Origin of the sequence: Sphingomonas sp. Leaf37 (genome assembly GCF_920939475.1) — a bacterium.
Lineage (GTDB): Bacteria > Pseudomonadota > Alphaproteobacteria > Sphingomonadales > Sphingomonadaceae > Sphingomonas.
Genome location: NZ_CAKLAX010000003.1, coordinates 516,626 through 533,618 on the forward strand (window position 1 = coordinate 516,626; position 16,993 = coordinate 533,618).

Sequence of the window (16,993 nt, forward strand, 5' to 3'; positions counted from 1 at the left end):
CGGTCCGATCGATCAGAAGATGTAACGCATCGTGATCTGTTGCTGATTTGCATCACCGGAGACGGCGAACCGGGCAGCGGCGAAGCGCGGCGCGCCAAAGCGGATCACGGGATTGCGCGAAAAACCAAAGCCTTCCTTTGGAATTCCCGCAAAGGTATCGAGTTTGGCATTGCTGTTTTCATCGTGGATCACCGCGACTGCATAGGTGCCGAGCGGCAGGCCTTCGAACCGCATCGCATGTGCACGCGCCGGAACCGTGCGGGTGATCGCATCGGCATCGTCGACGCAGGCGGGGAAATTGTCCGGATCGGCGGTCAGGCAGACGCGCAGCAGCCCCTTGGCCGAGCGCATGTGATCGACGCCTACATCAAGCCGCGCGATCGGCGCCGCGCCCAGCGCCAGCATCGCGACGGGCAACAGGGCCGCGATCCGTACGGGCAGCCGCCACTTTGGCATGCGACCGGGCGAAGTCGCCGATGCCGCGATCGGTGCCGCACAGGCGATCCCAGAAACGGAAGTAGAGCCCATAATTGCACCCATATTGTTCATGATGGCGTTGATGGTGGCTGGCGGTGATCAACCATCCCCCCAATGGCCCCCGCCACATGAACCTTGGGAAAACCTCCCAACCCATGTGATTGGTGACGCCCATAACCGTCATGACCGTCAGCACGAAGCCCAGAGCGCCGACATGGATCGGAATTGCCAGCACCAGTAGCGGAATTGCCACAGCGCCGGTCACTGCCTCCAGCGGATGGAACGCCATGGCCGCCCATGCGGTCGGCGGGCGGCTGGCGTGGTGGACCGCATGCGCCGCCTTGAATACCGCCGGCCGATGCATCCAGCGGTGAGTCCAGTAGAACCACGTATCGTGCAGGATGAGGTAGAGCGCGACCGACACCGGCAGATACCAGAGCGGCCAGTCGTGCAGGTCCGTATACACCCGTGTCCAGCCATGCGCCCGCCACCCCCACGCCAGCACGCCGGCGGGGATGCCATAGATCGCGGCCGATGCGAGGCTCCACGCGACCTCGCGCCGCATCTGCGCGTCGAGGCCCGTGTAGAGACCGGGGTGCCTGACTCGCGTCGCTGCGGCGAACGCGCCCGATACGATCAGGTACCGCACGCCGACGATGAGCGTCATTGCCAGCGCGGACAGGGTGACGGCGAGCAGCATGACCGCGGCTTTAGCGGATTGTGGGTGCGGAGGATATGGGGTGGTCTGCTCGTCGTTCCTCCTCCGCGCGAGGGAGGAATTGACGGTTCCGCTGCTGTTGGTAGCGGATTGGGTGGCCGTCCGTTCATTCCTCCCCCGCGAGGGGGAGGTGGCGCGGCGAAGCCGTGACGGAGGGGGAGGTACGCTATGAACCGCGTCGCTTGCGGAAACGCCCCCTACACCACCCGCTGAAGCGAAGGAGGAATTACGGTTATCGCTCCAGTACGTGGACCGGGTGACCTTTGTACGTCGTATCCCGGACGTGCGTGTAGCCGATCTTCGCTGCCAGCTTTCGCGATGCGGCGTTGGCCGGGTCGATGATGCATGTCGTGCGGGTGATGCCCTGCCGGTCCGCCCAAGCGAGGGCAGCGGTCAGGGCTTCGTAGGCGTAGCCTTTGCCGTGCGCGTCGGGGGCCAAGGTCCAGCCGACTTCCGGCAGCGTCAGCGGCGCGTCGATCGCACGCCGAGCCTCGATCAGGCCGATCTCGCCGATGACGGCCGGGCCATCGCACACCACCCAGCTGCCATAGCCGAACGCCTGCCATTGCCCGATGGAGCGGAGCAGGCGGATCCAGACCTCTTCGCGCGAACGGGGTTCGCCGCCGATCATGCGGTAGACGGCGGGCTCGTTCCACATCGCGGTCAGGGCATCGAGATCGTCCGGTCCGTGCGCGCGGAGGATCAGCCGGTCGGTCGTAAGCGTGGGTGCGGTCATGGCCCGGGCCATAGGCCAGATCGTGGCGCGGTGGGACAAGCACGGTGAGACAATTTGTCCACGCGAAACCAGTTCTCGCCGCACGGGCTTTCGGCTAGGCGCAGCACCATGGGCAGGACGATCCCTTGCGATGTGGCGATCGTCGGCGGCGGGCTTGCCGGCGGCCTGATCGCGCTCGCGTTGCGATCGAAACACCCGGACCTCGATCTGCGGATCGTCGATGCGGCGGAGACGCTGGGCGGCGATCACGTCTGGTCGTTCTTCGGCAGCGATGTCTCGCAAGGCAACCGCTGGCTGATCGCGCCGCTGGTGGTCCATGCGTGGCGCGGCTACGACGTCGCCTTTCCGAACCTCGGCCGGCAGATCGATGCGACCTATTATTCGCTGACCAGCGAGCGGATGGATGCGGTGGTGCGCGCCGCGCTGCCGGACGGCGCAGCGATGCTCGGCCGCAAGGTGCTGGCCACGTCGGCGACTGCTGTGGTGCTGGCGGATGGCGACAGGATCGAGGCGAAGGGTGTCATCGACTGCCGCGGGCCCGGCGACCTCGCCGTGCTCGAACTCGGCTGGCAGAAATTCGTCGGGCAGGAGCTGGCGCTGGCCGAGCCGCATGGCGAAACCGGGCCGCGGGTGATGGATGCGACGGTCGAACAGATCGACGGCTATCGCTTCGTCTATTGCCTGCCCTTCACCGAGCGCAGCATGTTCGTCGAGGATACCTATTACAGCGACACGCCGGACCTGGACGGCGCGGCGATCGGCGTGCGGATCGCGGACTATGCCAAGTCGCGGGGCTGGCAGGTCGACGACGTCGTGCGCGGCGAGGCGGGCGTGCTGCCGATCACGCTGGGCGGCGATTTCGAGGCCTATTGGCGCTCGACCGGCGCCAATGTCGCCAAGGCGGGGATGCGCGCGGGGCTGTTCCAGCCCGCGACCGGCTATTCGCTGCCCGATGCGGTGCGGCTCGCGATCAGGCTGGCCGGCGAGGGCGACCTGTCGGGCGCGGCGCTGGCGCGGTTCACGCACGATTATGCGCGGGCGGCATGGAAGCGCGGCGGATTTTATCGCATGCTCAACGCGATGATGTTCCGCGCGGGCGATCCGGCGGAACGTTGGCGTATCATCGAGCGCTTCTACCGCCTCGACCCGATGCTGATCACCCGCTTCTATGCCGGGCGATCCAGCTTCAAGGACAAGGCGCGGATTTTGACGGGCAAACCACCGGTGCCGGTGGGGCGTGCGATCAAGGTGTTGCGGACGACGGCGTGGCGGTGAGCCACCGGCAGGAATGGAAACGAATATGAAGTCGGCGATCGTCATCGGAGCGGGGTTCGGCGGATTGGCGCTGGCGATCCGGCTGCAATCGGCCGGTGTGGCCACCACCATCGTCGAATCGCGCGATAAACCGGGTGGCCGCGCCTATTACTGGGAGCGGGACGGCTTCACCTTCGACGCCGGTCCGACGGTCATCACCGATCCCGCCTGTTTGCAGGAGCTATGGACGCTGACCGGGCGCGACATGGCCGAGGACGTGCAGCTGGAACCGGTGACGCCGTTCTACCGGCTCAACTGGCCCGATGGCACCAACTTCGACTACACCAATGACGAGGCGATGCTGCATCGCGAGATCGGCAAGCTGAACCCGGCCGATATCGCCGGCTACAACAAGTTCCTGGAATATGCCGAGGGCGTGTACCGCGAGGGATACGAAAAGCTCGGCCATGTCGCGTTCCTCGACTTCGCATCGATGATCAAGGCGGCGCCGGCGCTGGCCAAGTACCAGGCGTGGCGCTCGGTCTATTCGATCGTGTCCAAATACGTGCAGAACGAGAAGCTGCGCGAGGCGCTGAGCTTCCACACGTTGCTGGTCGGCGGCAATCCGATGACGACCAGCGCGATCTATGCGCTGATCCACAAGCTGGAGCGCGACGGCGGCGTGTGGTTCGCCAAGGGCGGCACCAACCGGCTGGTCGCGGGCATGGTCGCGCAGTTCCAGCGGATCGGCGGCACGTTGCGGCTGGGCGATCCCGTCGCCGCGATCGAGACGCTGGGCGACCGCGTCACCGGCGTCCGCTGCGAAAGCGGCTGGGCCGCGGAAGCGGATGCGGTCGCGGCGAACAGCGACATCATGCACACCTATCGCGACCTGCTGTCGACGTCGCGCAGCGCGCAGCGGACCAAGACGCGGCTGGAGCGCAAGAGCTATTCGCCGTCGCTGTTCGTCGTGCATTTCGGGATCAAGGGCGCGTGGCCGGGCATTCCGCACCACATGATCCTGTTCGGACCGCGCTACAAAGGGCTGCTGGAGGACATCTACGACCATGGCGTGTTGAGCGAGGATTTCTCGCTGTACCTGCACCACCCGACCGTCACCGATCCGTCGATGGCGCCGGAGGGGCATTCGACCTTCTACGCGCTGGCGCCCGTGCCGCACATGGGCAAGTTCCCGGTGAACTGGGACGAGGTCGGGCCGATCCTGGAAAAGCGTATCCTCGACGAGGTCGGGCGGCGGCTGATCCCCGATATCCACGAGCGGATCGTGACGAAGTTCAGCTATGCGCCGAACGATTTCGCCACCGACCTGAAGGCGCATCTGGGCAGCGCGTTCAGCTTGGAGCCGGTGCTGACGCAGAGTGCGTATTTCCGCGTGCACAATCGCGACGATGCGATCCCCAACCTGTATTTCGTCGGTGCGGGGACGCATCCGGGCGCGGGAATTCCCGGCGTGGTGGGGAGTGCGAAGGCGACCGCGGCGTTGATGCTGGGGGGAGGAAGGTGAGATCGGCTACTTCACGCCATCTTCTCCGTCATCCCGGCGAACGCCGGGACCCGTGGATGCGGTGACTTAGCGGTGCGCGCGTCGGCTACCGCGTGCGTCCATGGGTCCCGGCGTTCGCCGGGATGACGGGAGGGGCGCGATGATGCATGACGATCTGAGTGATTGGCGCGGCGCCCGACGGCTCATCACACTCGCCCCCCTCATGCTCGCACTCGCCGCATGCGGGGGACGTTACCGGCCGGTGAGCGACTTTCCCGTCAAGATCGGGCGCCCCTATACCGTCCGCGGCATCACCTACACGCCCGCCGCCGCACCGACCTATGACGAGGTCGGGCTCGCCGGCTGGTACGGCAATGAGTCCGGCAATCAGACCGCTAACGGCGAGAAGTTCCGGACCAAGGCGATCACCGGCGCGCATACCACCCTGCCTTTGCCAAGCTATGTCGAGGTGACCTCGCTGGAGACCGGCCGCACGATCCTGGTCCGCATCAACGATCGCGGGCCGTTTGCTCGCGGGCGGATCGTCGATCTGTCGCGTGGTGCGGCGGCACTACTCGGCATTCGCGTAGTGGGAACGGCGGGCGTGCGAGTGCGGCGGGTCGATCCGCCGGAGCGTGACCGGGCGCGGTTGCGGGACGGCAAGGCAGCGGCGACCCGAGCCGATGCATCGCCGGCCGACCTCGCCGCGCTGCGCTATCGTTGGCAGAACAGCACGCGATGATCGGCGACGATCTTGCCCGCATCGGCGCATCGGCGTAGCGGCGGGGCCATGAAACGCCTTGCGATCTATTGCGGCTCCGCCACGCCCGCCGATCCCGTCTATATCGAATCCGCGCGCGAGATCGGGCGCACGCTGGCCGAACGGGGCATCGGCGTCGTCTATGGCGGCGGACGGCTCGGCTTGATGGGTGCGATCGCCGACAGTGCCCTCGCGGCCGGCGGAGAGGTGATCGGCGTCATTCCGCAGGCGCTGGTCGATGCCGAGGTCGCGCATCGCGGCCTCACCGAATTGCACGTCGTCGAGGGGATGCACGCGCGGAAAGCGGCGTTCACCGATCTGGCCGACGGCTTCGTCACCATCCCCGGTGGCACCGGCACGATGGATGAATTGTGGGAGGCGCTGAGCTGGGCACAATTGGGATATCATGCCGATCCGGTCGGATTGCTCAACGTCGCGGGCTATTACGATCACCTGATCGCCTTCTGGGAAAAGTCGGCAGAGGTGGGTTTCCTGCGCCCGCAGCACCGCGACCTGCTGATCGTCGACGACACGCTCGACGGGCTGCTCACCAGGATGGCCGCTCATGTGCCGACGCAGCCGATCGTGCGGATGAAGGCTGCTGACCTCTAGCGCCGCCCCCACGCGCGACGCGATCGTCGCGACGGCGCATGAGTCGATCGCGCGGGGGTCCAAGAGCTTCGCCGCCGCGAGTCTGTTGTTCGATCGTGCGACGCGGGAACGGGCGTGGCTGCTCTATGCCTGGTGCCGCGCGTGCGACGATATCGCCGACGGGCAGGATCATGGCCACACGATGTCCGTGGTCGAGGATGCGCCGCAGCGGATCGCGGCGATGGCGACGCTGACCGATGCCGCTCTCGACGGGCATGTCATCGGGCTGCCGGCGTTCGACGCGCTGCGGATCGTCGCCGCGGAGACGAGCCTGCCTGCCCGGTATGCGCACGACCTGATCCAGGGATTCCGGCTGGACGCGGAGGAGTGGCGGCCGCGGACCGAAGACGATTTGCTCACCTATTGCTATCACGTCGCCGGTGTCGTCGGATGCATGATGGCGGTCATCATGGGAGTTGCGCCGGACGACGAGGCGGTACTCGATCGCGCCTGCGATCTGGGGCTGGCGTTCCAGCTGGCGAATATCGCGCGCGATATCGAGGAGGATGCGGCGGCGGGCCGCTGTTATCTGCCAACCGACTGGCTGGACGAACTGGGTATCTCCCCCGACGCGGTGATGGCGAACCGGGCGAAACTGGCACTGCTGGCGCGACGGCTGACGGATCGGGCGGCGCAGTTCGAGGCGAGCGCGCGGATGGGTACGCGGGCGCTCTCGTTACGTTCGGCATGGGCGGTGCTGGCGGCAGCAGAGATCTATGGCGCGATCGGGCGCAAGGTCGCGGCGCGGGGCGAGCATGCGTGGGACGCGCGGGTGACGACGTCGAAGTGGGATAAGTTGCTGTTCATCATGCGGGCGCGGGGGCATGCGCGAAGGCGGGCCGAGCTGATGGAGTCGGCGAGGAGTGCGGAGTTATGGCGGCGGCCCGGGCGTTGACTGCTCCTTCGCCGGGGTCAGGGGTGACAGCACGGTCGTAGCCTGGCGGAACGGCTTCTCCTTTTCCGCCAAGCGGAAGACGACCGAGGTCAGAGCTTGCTGACCTTTCCTTCCGTTCTGGCGATCTGTGCACCGGATGTACGGCAGGCCGCGCCGATCATCGGAAACGGCACGTCGGTGTTGCGGGCGAGTTGGTCCGGCAGTGCCGCACGGCATTGCGCCATCGACTCATAGCGCGTCGGTACGACCCGCGCTTCCGTGCACTGGACGTTGCCGTCCGCGCAGCCCATGATCGCCATGACGTAGAACAACGGTTCCATACGGCACCTCCACTCTCACAGGTTAAAATCCGTGGAGGTGGCATTATGTTCCGTCGGTCGCTTTCCGGGGCCGTCCCGCGCCCCTACATAAGGCGGCAATGCCTCCCGCCGATCCCACCCAGCAGACGCGCGCCGACCAGCCGCTGCTGCCGACCCTTCGCCGCTTTCTCCCCTACCTCTGGCCCGCGGGTCAGACCGGCCTGAAGGTGCGCATCGTCGTTGCGATGGGCTTCGTTGTGCTGAGCAAGCTCGTGCAGGTGTTCGGCGCTGCCTACACGCTGAAATATGCCGTCGACCGGATGAGCGTCGGCGACCGCGGCGTTGCCACGATCGTGATCCTGCTGGTGCTCGGTTATGCCGCGTCCCGGTTTTCGACGACGCTGTTCGACAATGCCCGCAACGCGGTGTTCGAGCGGGTGGGGCAGGATGCGACGCGGCGTCTGGCAGCGAACGTCTTTCGCCACCTGCACGGGCTGAGCCTGCGCTTTCACCTCGAACGGCGCACGGGCGCGGTGACCAAGGTCGTCGAGCGCGGCACCAAGAGCATCGACACGATGCTGTATTTCCTGCTGTTCAACATCGCGCCGACAGTGCTCGAACTGGCGCTGGTCCTCGGCATCTTCTGGCACAGCTTCGGCTGGCCGCTGGTCGCGGCGACGGTGGCGATGGTCGCGGTCTATATCCTGTTCACGCAAAAGGTGACCGACTGGCGCAACGCGCTGCGCGCGCGGATGAACGACCTCGACACCGGGGCGGTCGCGCATGCCGTCGATTCGCTGCTGAATTTCGAGACGGTGAAGTATTTCGGCGCCGAGGAGCGCGAGGCGAAGCGCTACGACGACGCCATTTCCGCTTATGCCGCCGCCGCGACCAAGTCGGAGAACAGCCTGGCGTGGCTCAACGTCGGGCAGGCGCTGATCACCAACCTGATGCTAGGCGGCGGTATGGCCTATGTCGCGTGGGGATGGAGCCAGGGCCGGTTCTCCGCTGGCGACGTGGTGTTCGTGTCGACGCTGCTGGCGCAGTTGTTCCGGCCGCTCGACCTGCTTGGCATGGTCTATCGCACCATCCGGCAGGGCGTGATCGACATGGCGAGCATGTTCGCGTTGATCGATACACCGGCCGAGGTGACCGACGCGCCGGGCGCAGCACCGCTGGCGGTGGCGCGGGGTCACGTGCGGTTCGAGGGCGTGCGGTTCGGCTATGATCCGGAGCGGGAAATCTTGCACGGGCTCGATCTGGATATTCCCGCCGGCAATACCGTCGCGGTGGTCGGGCCGTCGGGGGCGGGCAAGTCGACGCTCGCGCGGCTGATGTACCGCTTCTACGACGTCGGCGCGGGGCGGATCACGATCGACGGGCAGGACATCCGCGACGTGCAGCAGGCGTCGTTGCGCGCGGTGATCGGCATCGTGCCGCAGGACACCGTGCTGTTCAACGACACGATCGGTTACAACATCGCCTACGGCCGCGAGGGTGCGGGCCGCGCCGAGATCGAGGGTGCGGCGCAGGGCGCGGCGATCGCCGGGTTTATCGAACGCCAGCCGGATGGCTACGACACCCGCGTCGGCGAACGCGGCCTGAAGCTGTCGGGCGGCGAGAAACAGCGCGTAGCGATCGCGCGGACGCTGCTCAAGAACCCGCCGATCCTGATCCTCGACGAGGCGACGAGCGCGCTCGACAGCCGGACGGAGGCGGATATCCTCGCGACGCTGCAAGCGATCGAGCAGGGGCGGACGACGATCGTCATCGCGCACCGGCTGTCGACGGTGGTGCATGCGGACCAGATCGTCGTGCTCGACGGCGGCGTGGTGGCCGAGCGCGGCACCCATGGCGAGCTGCTGCGGCTGGGCGGGCTGTATGCCGAGATGTGGGCACGGCAGGCGCAGGAGCGCGACGACGATGTGCCGGGCGCGAGCGAGGGTGCACTGGCAGCGGAGTGATCCGCGTCATCCCCCGCAGGTGAGACGGATCACGTCGGCGGTACGATCGAACACGATCGACGAGCAGTGCCGCAACTGATCCGCGCCGAGCGAGATGGTGTCGCGGCGCGTGTCGCGCTTCTTGCCCTTGGCGACGACGACGATCTCGTCCGGGTCGGCCGCCGGGGCATCCGCTTCGCGGATCGCTGCAGCATTGCCGAAATCACTGGTGCGAACGCCCAATGCCCCGATCGCGAGCGCGCCGACGCGCAGCGGCTTGCGTAGAATGAGGTCACGCACCGGCCTTTCGACACCGAAGAAGATTTCGGTGGGCACGGCGGCACCCGATACGACGCCGTCATGTGCCGCCGCCAGCCGCACGGCGGCACCGGCGGTTGCCAGCGACCGCGCGTGATAGGGGTCGAAGCGAACCCGCATCGGCACACCGCCGACGTCAATCCGCGCAAACGTGGTGCTGAAATTGCCGAACAGGCCGAAGGCGGCGGTGTCATGCGCCGCCGGGAGCGTAACGGTGGTTTCGCCCGGCCCGGGTGCACGGAGCTGAAAACGGACGATCGGTTCCGGCATGGCAGCAGGTCCGACACTGGCATCGAAACCGGGCGCAAACGGTCGTTCGGCCCAGCCGACGCGGCGCTTCGCAGCGCCACCGCCGAAATCGACCGGCACGCCCTGCGTTCGTGTCGAGACGCGGGTGCCACCGACCGAATAGGCGATTCCGATGCCCCAGCTGCCCTCCAGCTTCAGCTTCGCCCGTTCGGCGAGCGCGAAATCGATCAACGGCATTGCCGGCGCGGCGGGATCGATGCGGGTGCGGGCGGGCAGCCCGGCGATCTGCGCCGCGATCACACCGTCCCCGGTGACCAGGCGTTCCTGCGGTGCCCTGGCGGCGCCGACGAGTAGCAGGGCCGTCATCGCCATGATCGTCGCGCGCATCGTTGTTCTCCCTTGCGCGTCAGCAGAGCGGCGGATCGTGTCGTTTCGGTGGCGCAATCATGTCACATGCGCGCTTTACGGCGATGCCAGAACCACCAGGAGAAGATGAGTGGCGGGATGACGGCGACGGCGATGCCGCCGAGGACGAACGCCTGCCGTGCCGCCGGTTCGATCGGCAACAGCGCCGCACCGACCAGCATCGCGCCGCCCAGGATCATGGTGCGCGCCCCGAACCGGTGCGTCGCGATCCAGTTTTCCGGATCCGTCAGCGTCCATGGCGTGCGAATGCCGACGAAGAAGCCGGGCCGCGATTTGGGCAGCGCATTGCCGATCACGATCAGGAGCACGCCCCCGGCCGCCAGCGGCAGCGCCGCGGGAAGCCACAACCCGAACGCGGGTGCGGCGATGACGATCTCCACCAGCACCAGCATGGCGAGGACCCCGGCCCAGGCGGTGCGATACAGCGGCGCGCTTTGCTCCAGCCGGTGCTGCATCGGCTCGATCCGCGGCAGGATGGCGAGCAACAGGCTGACGACCCCGGCGATCGCAACCGGCATGAACAAGGCGCGCGACGCCTCCGCGAAGCCGTCCGCCTGACCCGCCGCGTTCCAGTGGATCGGCAAGCGCGTCCCCGGCGGCAACCGCTGCACCGCCAGCGCAGCCACCAGTCCCATCGCCGCCACCACGATGGCCGAAACGAACGTGATCCGTCGGTACGTCATGTCGTCTTCCCCTGTTCGCCCGTATCGCCATCCACATCGTCGTCCGCATCGGCACCGACCTTCAGCCGGCCCATGAACGCCATCATCACCTCTTCGAGCGCAGAGAGGTTGAGGGTGTAAAGCGTGCTCGTCCCCCGACTTTCGCCCTGGATCAGTCCGGCGTCGCGCAGCCGCGCGAAATGGCCGGACATCGTCGGCTTCGATACGTCGAAGGCATCGGCGAGTTCGCCAGCCGTCATGCCGCCACGCTTGAGCAGTTCAAGTATGCGGCGACGCGTCGGGTGCGCCAGGGCATCGAACACCTTGTCCATCCCGGTAATTTAGCACTGCGGCTAATTAGCGTCAATCCTAACAAGATCATCTCGACGCTCGACGGTTGCGCGCCTACATGGGCGGCAATGATCCCCGATCCCCTTCCGACATTGTCACGCGTTTTTGGTTTTCCCGGTTTTCGCGGCGTGCAGGCGGATGTCGTCGAGCGGGTGCTGGCGGGTGAGCGGACCTTGGGCGTCATGCCGACCGGAGCGGGCAAATCGCTCTGTTACCAGCTACCCTCTGTGATGCTCGACGGCACCTGTGTGGTGGTCAGCCCGCTGATCGCGCTGATGCACGACCAGCTGCGCGCCGCCGAGGCGGTCGGCATCCGTGCCGCGACGCTGACCAGCGCCGACCAGAACCGCGCGGAATCGATTGCGCGGTTCAGGGCGGGCGAGCTCGACCTGCTGTATATCGCGCCCGAACGCGCCTCGACCGGGCATTTCCGCGAATTGCTCGGCAGCGCGAAGCTCAGCCTGTTCGCGATCGACGAAGCACATTGCGTCAGCGAATGGGGGCACGACTTCCGCCCCGATTACCGGCTGCTCGCGCCGCTGATGGACGCGTTTCCGGACGTGCCACGACTGGCGCTGACCGCGACCGCGGATGCGCATACCCGCAGCGACATCCTGCAACAGCTGGGCATTCCTCAGGACGGCCTGATCGTCTCCGGCTTCGACCGGCCCAACATCCGCTATGGGATCAGCCCGAAGGCGAACACGACCAAGCAGATCGCCGACGTGATCGCCGCGACGCCCGGCCCCGGCATCGTCTATGCCCAGACCCGCGCCGCGACCGAAAAGCTGGCCGAGGCGCTGGGCCGGACCGGACGGCCGACGCGGGCGTATCATGCAGGCCTCGACCCGCACATCCGCCAGAAGAACCAGGCCGATTTCGTCGCGTCGGAGGATATGGTGATCTGCGCGACGGTGGCGTTCGGGATGGGGATCGACAAGCCCGACGTCCGGTTCGTCGCCCATGCCGGGCTGCCGAAATCGATCGAGGCCTATTATCAGGAGACCGGGCGCGCGGGCCGCGACGGCGACCCGGCGGTGGCGCATCTGTTCTGGGGCGCGGAGGATTTCGCCCGCGCGCGTCAGAGGATCGGCGAGGTCGAGTCGGAGCGGCAGGCGGGGGAACGGACGCGGCTGGCGGCGCTGGGGGCACTGGTCGAAACCGCAGGGTGTCGCCGCCGCATCCTGCTGAAGCATTTCGGCGAGGATCGGCTGGAGGATTGCGGCAATTGCGACAATTGCCTGGGGTCCCCCGATGCGATCGACGCGACGCAGACCGCGATGAAGTTTCTGTCGGCCGTCTTCCGGACCGGGCAGTTGTTCGGCGTCGGCTATGTCGAGCAGGTGCTGCTGGGCCAGTCGACCGAGCGCAGCGTCGATCGCGGGCATGAAGCGCTGTCGGTCTGGGGCATCGTCGAAGGCGAGGAAGCGGCGCTGATCAAGCCGGTGGCACGTGCGTTGCTGCTGCGCGACGCCCTGCGGACGAACGCGCATGGCGGACTGGAGTTCGGGCCGGGGGCGCGACCGATCCTGAAGGAGGGCGCACGGGTGACGCTGGTGCTGCCGCCCAAGCGCACCCGATCGAAGAAGCGCGATGCGGGCGCGGCGGCCAATCCCGCGGACAATCCGCTGTTCGAGGCGTTGCGCACCTGCCGTCGTGATCTCGCCAAGGAGGCGGGCGTGCCGCCATACGTGATCTTCCACGATTCGGTGCTGCGTGACATGGCGGCGCAACGGCCAGCCAGTCGGGCAGAGTTGATGCACCTGTCCGGTATCGGCGCGCGCAAGCTCGACGCGTATGGCGACGCGTTTCTGGATGTCATCCGGGGGATGGGATGACCTTCAGGTCCTTCCCCGCGAGGGGGAGGTACGCGTCGCATTTGACGGCTTGCGCAAACGCCCCCTCCGCCATTCACTGCGTGGACGATCCCTTCCCCGCCGAAGCGAGGGAGGATCTGGAAATTGCCGATGCCTGACCAAAACAGCTGACGCGTCACGGTTGATCGCGTATCGGCACCGGATGGCCGACATCCGCACCATCAACGAATCCATCAGCGTCGCTCCGCAGATCACGCCGGACGACATCGCCGCGATCAAGGCGGCGGGCTTCAAGGCGATCGTCAACAATCGCCCCGACGACGAGGAAGGCGGTCAGCCGGAGGGCGACGCGATCCGCACCGTGGCAGAGGCGGCAGGGCTGAGCTATGCCGCGATCCCGATCACGCACGCCGGCTTTTCGCACCCGCAGATCGACGCGATGACGCAGGTGCTGGTCACCACCGACGGACCGGTGCTCGCATATTGCCGGTCGGGCACACGCAGCTGCAACCTGTGGGCACTCGCTGCGGCAAAGGCCGGTCGCGATCCCGAGCTGCTGGTCGGCCAGGCACGCGCCGCGGGCTATGATCTGTCGGGTATGCGGCCGACGCTGGACGCACTCGCCGGCGGCCAGTGATGGCCCGCATCGACGATTCGACGCTGGGCATGGCGATCGTCGGCGGCATAGCGCTGTTGCTGCTGATCGTCGGTATCGTCACATTGCTGCGTCGGAAGCGAACGGCACGCATCGCCAGTCCCGAGGAAGCGGCGGACGCCGCCGAGCAGGCACTCGCCGGCTTCGATACGCAGGGTGCGGTCGTCGGTGCCGACGGCGGCGGTGCCTTGGCAATCGATCGCGCCGGCCGGGTGGCGGTGATGACGCGCGACGGCAAGGGCATTGCGGTGCGGGAAGTGGCGTGGAGCGCGCTGCGATCGACCGTCGATGGCATCCTGATCGATACCGGCGAGCGCCAGTTGGGCGAGGTGCTGGTCGCCGGCGTCGATGCCCTCGACGTCCGCCGGCTCGCGCCGACGGACCTCAAACGGCTGGTACCGGAATTCGCGCGAAACTGAGCGCGCGACCGGACGAACCCTTACGGCGTGTCGCGACCGCCGCCACCGCCACCGCCGCCGCCCGGTCCACCGGTGCCCGCCGCGCCGACGGTGCCGATGTTACCGAACAGATCCTCGAAGAAGCCACGCTTCCTGCCCAGCGTCGGCGTGGTCTTGCCATACGGATCGATGCTGGCGACCTGATCGACGCCGGTGCGCGTGATCGACTTCACCGTACCGTTGGGATCGAAGCTGATCTTCAGCGTGATCTGGTCCTTGGCCTTGGGCTTCTGGAAATTGAGGTTGCGGCTGTCGCGCGCGACGTAATACCAGTCCTCCGCACCGAACTGGCTCGCGATCGTCGGGCGACCCAGCACCGTCGCCACCGACTGACGCGTATCGACGCCGGGCTGGACCGAATTCACCAGGTCGACGTCGACGATATAGCCCTGATGCGAACGCAGCGGCGCGCACGCCCCCGCCGCGACGGTCAGCCCGAGACCCATGATCAGGCCGGTACGGGCAAAGGATACGCTCATCACTATCTCCAGCGGCAGGGCGCGCATGGTCGATTGCATCGCCCGCCAATCGCCTCGATATGCGAGGAACGGATGAGCTTCAAGCGCCGGGTGGCAGGCGCGCAACGACAAGGACGCGATGTGAGCTGGTGGGGACGGTTGTTCGGCGAACGACGCGATGCGGCGCTACCGCTGTATAATGCGGTGGTGACGCAGGGTCGCGCCGAACATTGGTATGTCGCGGGCGGGGTTCCCGACACCGTCGACGGGCGGTTCGACATGATCGCCGCGGTGTTGACGATGGTGTTGTTGCGGCTGGAGGCGGAGCCGGACGCCGCGGCGCTGCAGGCACACCTGACCGAACGCTTCGTCGACGACATGGACGGCCAGCTGCGTCAGATGGGGATCGGCGACATCGTCGTCGGCAAGCATATCGGCAAGATGATGAGCATGCTGGGCGGACGGCTGGGCGCCTATCGCGACGGGCTGGCGGCGGGCGATCTGACGCCGGCACTGGTCCGCAACCTGTATCGCGGCGCGACGCCGGCGCCCGCCGCGGTGGCGCACGTAGCGGATGCGCTGACCGCGATGCACGTGGCGCTGGCGACGGCGCCGCTCGATCGACTGACCGCAGGAGAGCTGGCATGACCCCCGAATTCAGCCGTCCCGAACGGCTCGACGCGATCGGCGCGGGCGAGCGCGAGGTGCGGATCGCGGCCGATGCCACCGAGCGTGCGAAGCTGGCGACGCGGTTCGGCGTGCTGTCGGTAGAGCGGCTGGAGGCGGTGCTGACGGTGCGTCAGGAGGCGGCAGGGATCGCGGTGCGCGGGCGTGTCACCGGGGCGGTGGTGCAAGCGTGTTCGGTGACCGGAGTACCGCTGGACGCGACGATCGACGAACCGGTCGCCCTCCTGTTCGTCGATTCGCTCGAAGAACAGGACGAGGTAGAACTGGATGCGGGCGCGCTCGATACGGTGGAGATCGAAGGCGGCGCGGTCGATCTCGGCGAGGCCGCGGCGGAGACGATGGCGCTGGCGCTCGATCCCTTCCCGCGCAGTCCGGGGGCGGAGGCGACGCTGCGCGAGGCGGGGGTGATCAGCGAGGATGAGCATCGTCCGCTCGGCGCGTTCGACGGACTGAAGGCGATGCTCGAAAAGCGGTAACCCTCAGGCTGGCGGCGCGTCACGCGCATCGGGGTTTGCGACCGGGCGGCCCTCGCGCTGTTCGGTCAGGATCTGCCAGCCGGCGATGAACAGCGCCGCGACCAGGGGGCCGACGACGATGCCGCTCAGCCCGGCGACCTCGATACCGCCGAGCGTGGTGACCAGCACCAGCCAGTCGGGAATGCCGGTGTCTCGGCCGACCAGCATCGGGCGCAGGATATTGTCGGCTAGGCCGATCACCGCTACGCCCGACACGATCACGACCACGCCCTGCCACACCGCACCCGTTGCCAGCAGATAGATAGCCACCGGCCCCCAGACGAGCGCCGGACCAACCGCGGGCAGCAGCGCGACCAGTGCCATCAACAGGCCCCATAGCAGCGCCGCCGGCACACCGACGATCCAGAAGGTGATTGCGCCCAGCGCGCCCTGAACGAGGGCGACGACAACCGACCCCTTGATCGTGGCGCGGACGACGGACACGAACTTGCCGAGCAACCGGTCGGCCACATCGCGCTGCAACGGCAGCGCGTCGCGGATCGCGGGGGCGAGGCGCTCGCCGTCACGCAACAGGAAATAGGTGACGTAAAGACCCACGCCGAACGCCAGCAGGAAGGCCGCCGCATTGCGTCCGATCGATAGCGCCTGAGCAGCGATCGACTGGAAACTGCTGCGGAAGCCCTGTGCGATACGAGCCTGCGCACGGTCGAAGCTGCCGAGCCCGGCCCGGTCGAGCGGGCGCTGCACCCACTGCGGCAGCCCGTCATGCACCTGTTTGAAATAGGTCGCGAAGTCGATCTGGCCGGTCTGAATCTTGGCATAGACGCCGGCGGACTGGTCGACGACCATCCCGGTGATCGCGAGCGCCGGTATGATGACGGCGATAAAGATGATGAGCAGCGTCGCCGCGGCGGCGAGGTTGCGTCGGCCGGGCCAGCGCGTCAGCAGCCACTGGAACAGCGACTGGAACAGGATCGCTGCCAGGACCGCCCACAGCAGTGCGCCGGCGAACGAGGATACGACCAGCATCAGCCCGAGCGTGATAATCGCCAGGAACAGGATAAGCCCGCCCGATTCGAGCCGTCGTCTATCGATCACCTGTGTCCCCCTTGCGCATGCATGCGTCTTGGCTGAACACTTTAGCGCCGTTTCGGGTCCGTTATGGGTGAGGCGGGTCGAGAGGGCGGCGATGAACTGGC

The 16,993-nt window shown here is 67.1% G+C and carries 20 protein-coding genes; 11 read left to right on the forward strand and 9 right to left on the reverse strand.

Features of this window, described 5'->3' with window-relative positions; genetic code table 11:
- Nucleotides 1-12 precede the first annotated feature (12 nt).
- From LRA87_RS12105 to LRA87_RS12115, 3 genes are all read right to left on the reverse strand, one after another.
- On the reverse strand, nt 13-405 hold the full coding sequence (locus LRA87_RS12105; RefSeq protein WP_230631715.1) for a DUF2141 domain-containing protein: 393 nt from the start codon (nt 403-405) through the stop codon (nt 13-15).
- Nucleotides 368-1,177, reverse strand: a complete 810-nt coding sequence (locus LRA87_RS12110; protein ID WP_230631716.1) for a sterol desaturase family protein — start codon at nt 1,175-1,177, stop codon at nt 368-370. The genes LRA87_RS12105 and LRA87_RS12110 overlap by 38 nt, the downstream gene beginning before the upstream one ends.
- A 250-nt stretch (nt 1,178-1,427) precedes the next feature.
- Nucleotides 1,428-1,931 carry a GNAT family N-acetyltransferase gene (locus LRA87_RS12115; RefSeq protein WP_230631717.1) on the reverse strand — a complete coding sequence of 168 codons (504 nt, stop codon included), beginning with the start codon at nt 1,929-1,931 and terminating at the stop codon, nt 1,428-1,430.
- A 108-nt stretch (nt 1,932-2,039) separates the two neighbouring features.
- Between LRA87_RS12115 and crtY the strand changes: the two genes are divergently transcribed.
- The 5 genes from crtY to LRA87_RS12140 all read left to right on the forward strand — a co-directional run bounded on the left by crtY (nt 2,040) and on the right by LRA87_RS12140 (nt 6,995).
- Nucleotides 2,040-3,206: a lycopene beta-cyclase CrtY gene (gene crtY / locus LRA87_RS12120; RefSeq protein ID WP_230631718.1), complete on the forward strand. Its 1,167-nt coding sequence runs from the start codon at nt 2,040-2,042 to the stop codon at nt 3,204-3,206.
- Between the two features lie 25 nt (nt 3,207-3,231).
- Nucleotides 3,232-4,710, forward strand: coding sequence for a phytoene desaturase (locus LRA87_RS12125; protein WP_230631719.1), 1,479 nt, complete (start codon nt 3,232-3,234; stop codon nt 4,708-4,710).
- Between the two features lie 142 nt (nt 4,711-4,852).
- Nucleotides 4,853-5,431, forward strand: a complete 579-nt coding sequence (locus tag LRA87_RS12130; RefSeq protein WP_230632272.1) for a septal ring lytic transglycosylase RlpA family protein — start codon at nt 4,853-4,855, stop codon at nt 5,429-5,431.
- Between the two features lie 48 nt (nt 5,432-5,479).
- Complete coding sequence (locus LRA87_RS12135) at nt 5,480-6,061, forward strand: TIGR00730 family Rossman fold protein (RefSeq protein WP_230631720.1); 582 nt, start codon at nt 5,480-5,482, stop codon at nt 6,059-6,061.
- Nucleotides 6,051-6,995, forward strand: a complete 945-nt coding sequence (locus tag LRA87_RS12140) for a phytoene/squalene synthase family protein (protein ID WP_230632274.1) — start codon at nt 6,051-6,053, stop codon at nt 6,993-6,995. The genes LRA87_RS12135 and LRA87_RS12140 overlap by 11 nt, the downstream gene beginning before the upstream one ends.
- An 89-nt stretch (nt 6,996-7,084) precedes the next feature.
- Here the strand turns inward: LRA87_RS12140 and LRA87_RS12145 are convergent, their stop codons facing one another.
- On the reverse strand, nt 7,085-7,315 hold the full coding sequence (locus LRA87_RS12145; RefSeq protein WP_230631721.1) for a hypothetical protein: 231 nt from the start codon (nt 7,313-7,315) through the stop codon (nt 7,085-7,087).
- 98 nt (nt 7,316-7,413) lie between these two features.
- Here LRA87_RS12145 and LRA87_RS12150 point away from each other — a divergent pair, with 98 nt between their 5' ends.
- A complete protein-coding gene (locus tag LRA87_RS12150; protein WP_230631722.1) occupies nt 7,414-9,258 on the forward strand; it encodes an ABCB family ABC transporter ATP-binding protein/permease in 1,845 nt (614 codons plus the stop codon).
- Between the two features lie 6 nt (nt 9,259-9,264).
- Here the strand turns inward: LRA87_RS12150 and LRA87_RS12155 are convergent, their stop codons facing one another.
- From LRA87_RS12155 to LRA87_RS12165, 3 genes are all read right to left on the reverse strand, one after another.
- Entirely contained in the window at nt 9,265-10,191 is a 927-nt protein-coding gene (locus LRA87_RS12155) for a hypothetical protein (protein WP_230631723.1), read from the reverse strand.
- Between the two features lie 62 nt (nt 10,192-10,253).
- Complete coding sequence (locus LRA87_RS12160; RefSeq protein ID WP_230631724.1) at nt 10,254-10,913, reverse strand: SdpI family protein; 660 nt, start codon at nt 10,911-10,913, stop codon at nt 10,254-10,256.
- Nucleotides 10,910-11,224, reverse strand: a complete 315-nt coding sequence (locus LRA87_RS12165; protein WP_230631725.1) for a metalloregulator ArsR/SmtB family transcription factor — start codon at nt 11,222-11,224, stop codon at nt 10,910-10,912. The genes LRA87_RS12160 and LRA87_RS12165 overlap by 4 nt, the downstream gene beginning before the upstream one ends.
- 87 nt (nt 11,225-11,311) lie before the next feature.
- Between LRA87_RS12165 and recQ the strand changes: the two genes are divergently transcribed.
- The 3 genes from recQ to LRA87_RS12180 all read left to right on the forward strand — a co-directional run bounded on the left by recQ (nt 11,312) and on the right by LRA87_RS12180 (nt 14,134).
- Nucleotides 11,312-13,081 (forward strand): DNA helicase RecQ, encoded by a 1,770-nt coding sequence (recQ, locus tag LRA87_RS12170; RefSeq protein WP_230631726.1) that lies wholly within the window; start codon nt 11,312-11,314, stop codon nt 13,079-13,081.
- A gap of 181 nt (nt 13,082-13,262) precedes the next feature.
- A complete protein-coding gene (locus tag LRA87_RS12175) occupies nt 13,263-13,697 on the forward strand; it encodes a TIGR01244 family sulfur transferase (protein WP_230631727.1) in 435 nt (144 codons plus the stop codon).
- Nucleotides 13,697-14,134 carry a hypothetical protein gene (locus tag LRA87_RS12180; protein WP_230631728.1) on the forward strand — a complete coding sequence of 146 codons (438 nt, stop codon included), beginning with the start codon at nt 13,697-13,699 and terminating at the stop codon, nt 14,132-14,134. The genes LRA87_RS12175 and LRA87_RS12180 overlap by 1 nt, the downstream gene beginning before the upstream one ends.
- A gap of 20 nt (nt 14,135-14,154) precedes the next feature.
- On the opposite strand, the gene LRA87_RS12185 is transcribed toward LRA87_RS12180, so the two are convergent.
- Complete coding sequence (locus LRA87_RS12185; protein WP_230631729.1) at nt 14,155-14,691, reverse strand: outer membrane protein assembly factor BamE; 537 nt, start codon at nt 14,689-14,691, stop codon at nt 14,155-14,157.
- 33 nt (nt 14,692-14,724) lie between these two features.
- Here LRA87_RS12185 and LRA87_RS12190 point away from each other — a divergent pair, with 33 nt between their 5' ends.
- Both LRA87_RS12190 and LRA87_RS12195 read left to right on the forward strand, forming a co-directional pair.
- Complete coding sequence (locus tag LRA87_RS12190) at nt 14,725-15,279, forward strand: ubiquinol-cytochrome C chaperone family protein (protein ID WP_230631730.1); 555 nt, start codon at nt 14,725-14,727, stop codon at nt 15,277-15,279.
- Nucleotides 15,276-15,794 carry a DUF177 domain-containing protein gene (locus tag LRA87_RS12195; protein WP_230631731.1) on the forward strand — a complete coding sequence of 173 codons (519 nt, stop codon included), beginning with the start codon at nt 15,276-15,278 and terminating at the stop codon, nt 15,792-15,794. Before LRA87_RS12190 ends, LRA87_RS12195 begins: the two co-directional genes overlap by 4 nt.
- A gap of 3 nt (nt 15,795-15,797) precedes the next feature.
- Here LRA87_RS12195 and LRA87_RS12200 read toward each other — a convergent pair whose 3' ends face one another.
- Nucleotides 15,798-16,892, reverse strand: coding sequence for an AI-2E family transporter (locus LRA87_RS12200; protein WP_230631732.1), 1,095 nt, complete (start codon nt 16,890-16,892; stop codon nt 15,798-15,800).
- Nucleotides 16,893-16,993 lie beyond the last annotated feature (101 nt).

What these genes read in the sequence shown, in the direction of transcription:
- LRA87_RS12105 (WP_230631715.1), bottom strand. Translation starts at nt 405, where the DNA reads ATGCTGGCGCTGGGCGCGGCGCCGATCGCGCGGCTTGATGTAGGCGTC.
- LRA87_RS12110 (WP_230631716.1), bottom strand. Translation starts at nt 1,177, where the DNA reads ATGCTGCTCGCCGTCACCCTGTCCGCGCTGGCAATGACGCTCATCGTC.
- LRA87_RS12115 (WP_230631717.1), bottom strand. Translation starts at nt 1,931, where the DNA reads ATGACCGCACCCACGCTTACGACCGACCGGCTGATCCTCCGCGCGCAC.
- crtY (WP_230631718.1), top strand. Translation starts at nt 2,040, where the DNA reads ATGGGCAGGACGATCCCTTGCGATGTGGCGATCGTCGGCGGCGGGCTT.
- LRA87_RS12125 (WP_230631719.1), top strand. Translation starts at nt 3,232, where the DNA reads ATGAAGTCGGCGATCGTCATCGGAGCGGGGTTCGGCGGATTGGCGCTG.
- LRA87_RS12130 (WP_230632272.1), top strand. Translation starts at nt 4,853, where the DNA reads ATGCATGACGATCTGAGTGATTGGCGCGGCGCCCGACGGCTCATCACA.
- LRA87_RS12135 (WP_230631720.1), top strand. Translation starts at nt 5,480, where the DNA reads ATGAAACGCCTTGCGATCTATTGCGGCTCCGCCACGCCCGCCGATCCC.
- LRA87_RS12145 (WP_230631721.1), bottom strand. Translation starts at nt 7,315, where the DNA reads ATGGAACCGTTGTTCTACGTCATGGCGATCATGGGCTGCGCGGACGGC.
- LRA87_RS12150 (WP_230631722.1), top strand. Translation starts at nt 7,414, where the DNA reads ATGCCTCCCGCCGATCCCACCCAGCAGACGCGCGCCGACCAGCCGCTG.
- LRA87_RS12155 (WP_230631723.1), bottom strand. Translation starts at nt 10,191, where the DNA reads ATGCGCGCGACGATCATGGCGATGACGGCCCTGCTACTCGTCGGCGCC.
- LRA87_RS12160 (WP_230631724.1), bottom strand. Translation starts at nt 10,913, where the DNA reads ATGACGTACCGACGGATCACGTTCGTTTCGGCCATCGTGGTGGCGGCG.
- LRA87_RS12165 (WP_230631725.1), bottom strand. Translation starts at nt 11,224, where the DNA reads ATGGACAAGGTGTTCGATGCCCTGGCGCACCCGACGCGTCGCCGCATA.
- recQ (WP_230631726.1), top strand. Translation starts at nt 11,312, where the DNA reads ATGATCCCCGATCCCCTTCCGACATTGTCACGCGTTTTTGGTTTTCCC.
- LRA87_RS12175 (WP_230631727.1), top strand. Translation starts at nt 13,263, where the DNA reads ATGGCCGACATCCGCACCATCAACGAATCCATCAGCGTCGCTCCGCAG.
- LRA87_RS12180 (WP_230631728.1), top strand. Translation starts at nt 13,697, where the DNA reads ATGGCCCGCATCGACGATTCGACGCTGGGCATGGCGATCGTCGGCGGC.
- LRA87_RS12185 (WP_230631729.1), bottom strand. Translation starts at nt 14,691, where the DNA reads ATGCAATCGACCATGCGCGCCCTGCCGCTGGAGATAGTGATGAGCGTA.
- LRA87_RS12190 (WP_230631730.1), top strand. Translation starts at nt 14,725, where the DNA reads ATGAGCTTCAAGCGCCGGGTGGCAGGCGCGCAACGACAAGGACGCGAT.
- LRA87_RS12195 (WP_230631731.1), top strand. Translation starts at nt 15,276, where the DNA reads ATGACCCCCGAATTCAGCCGTCCCGAACGGCTCGACGCGATCGGCGCG.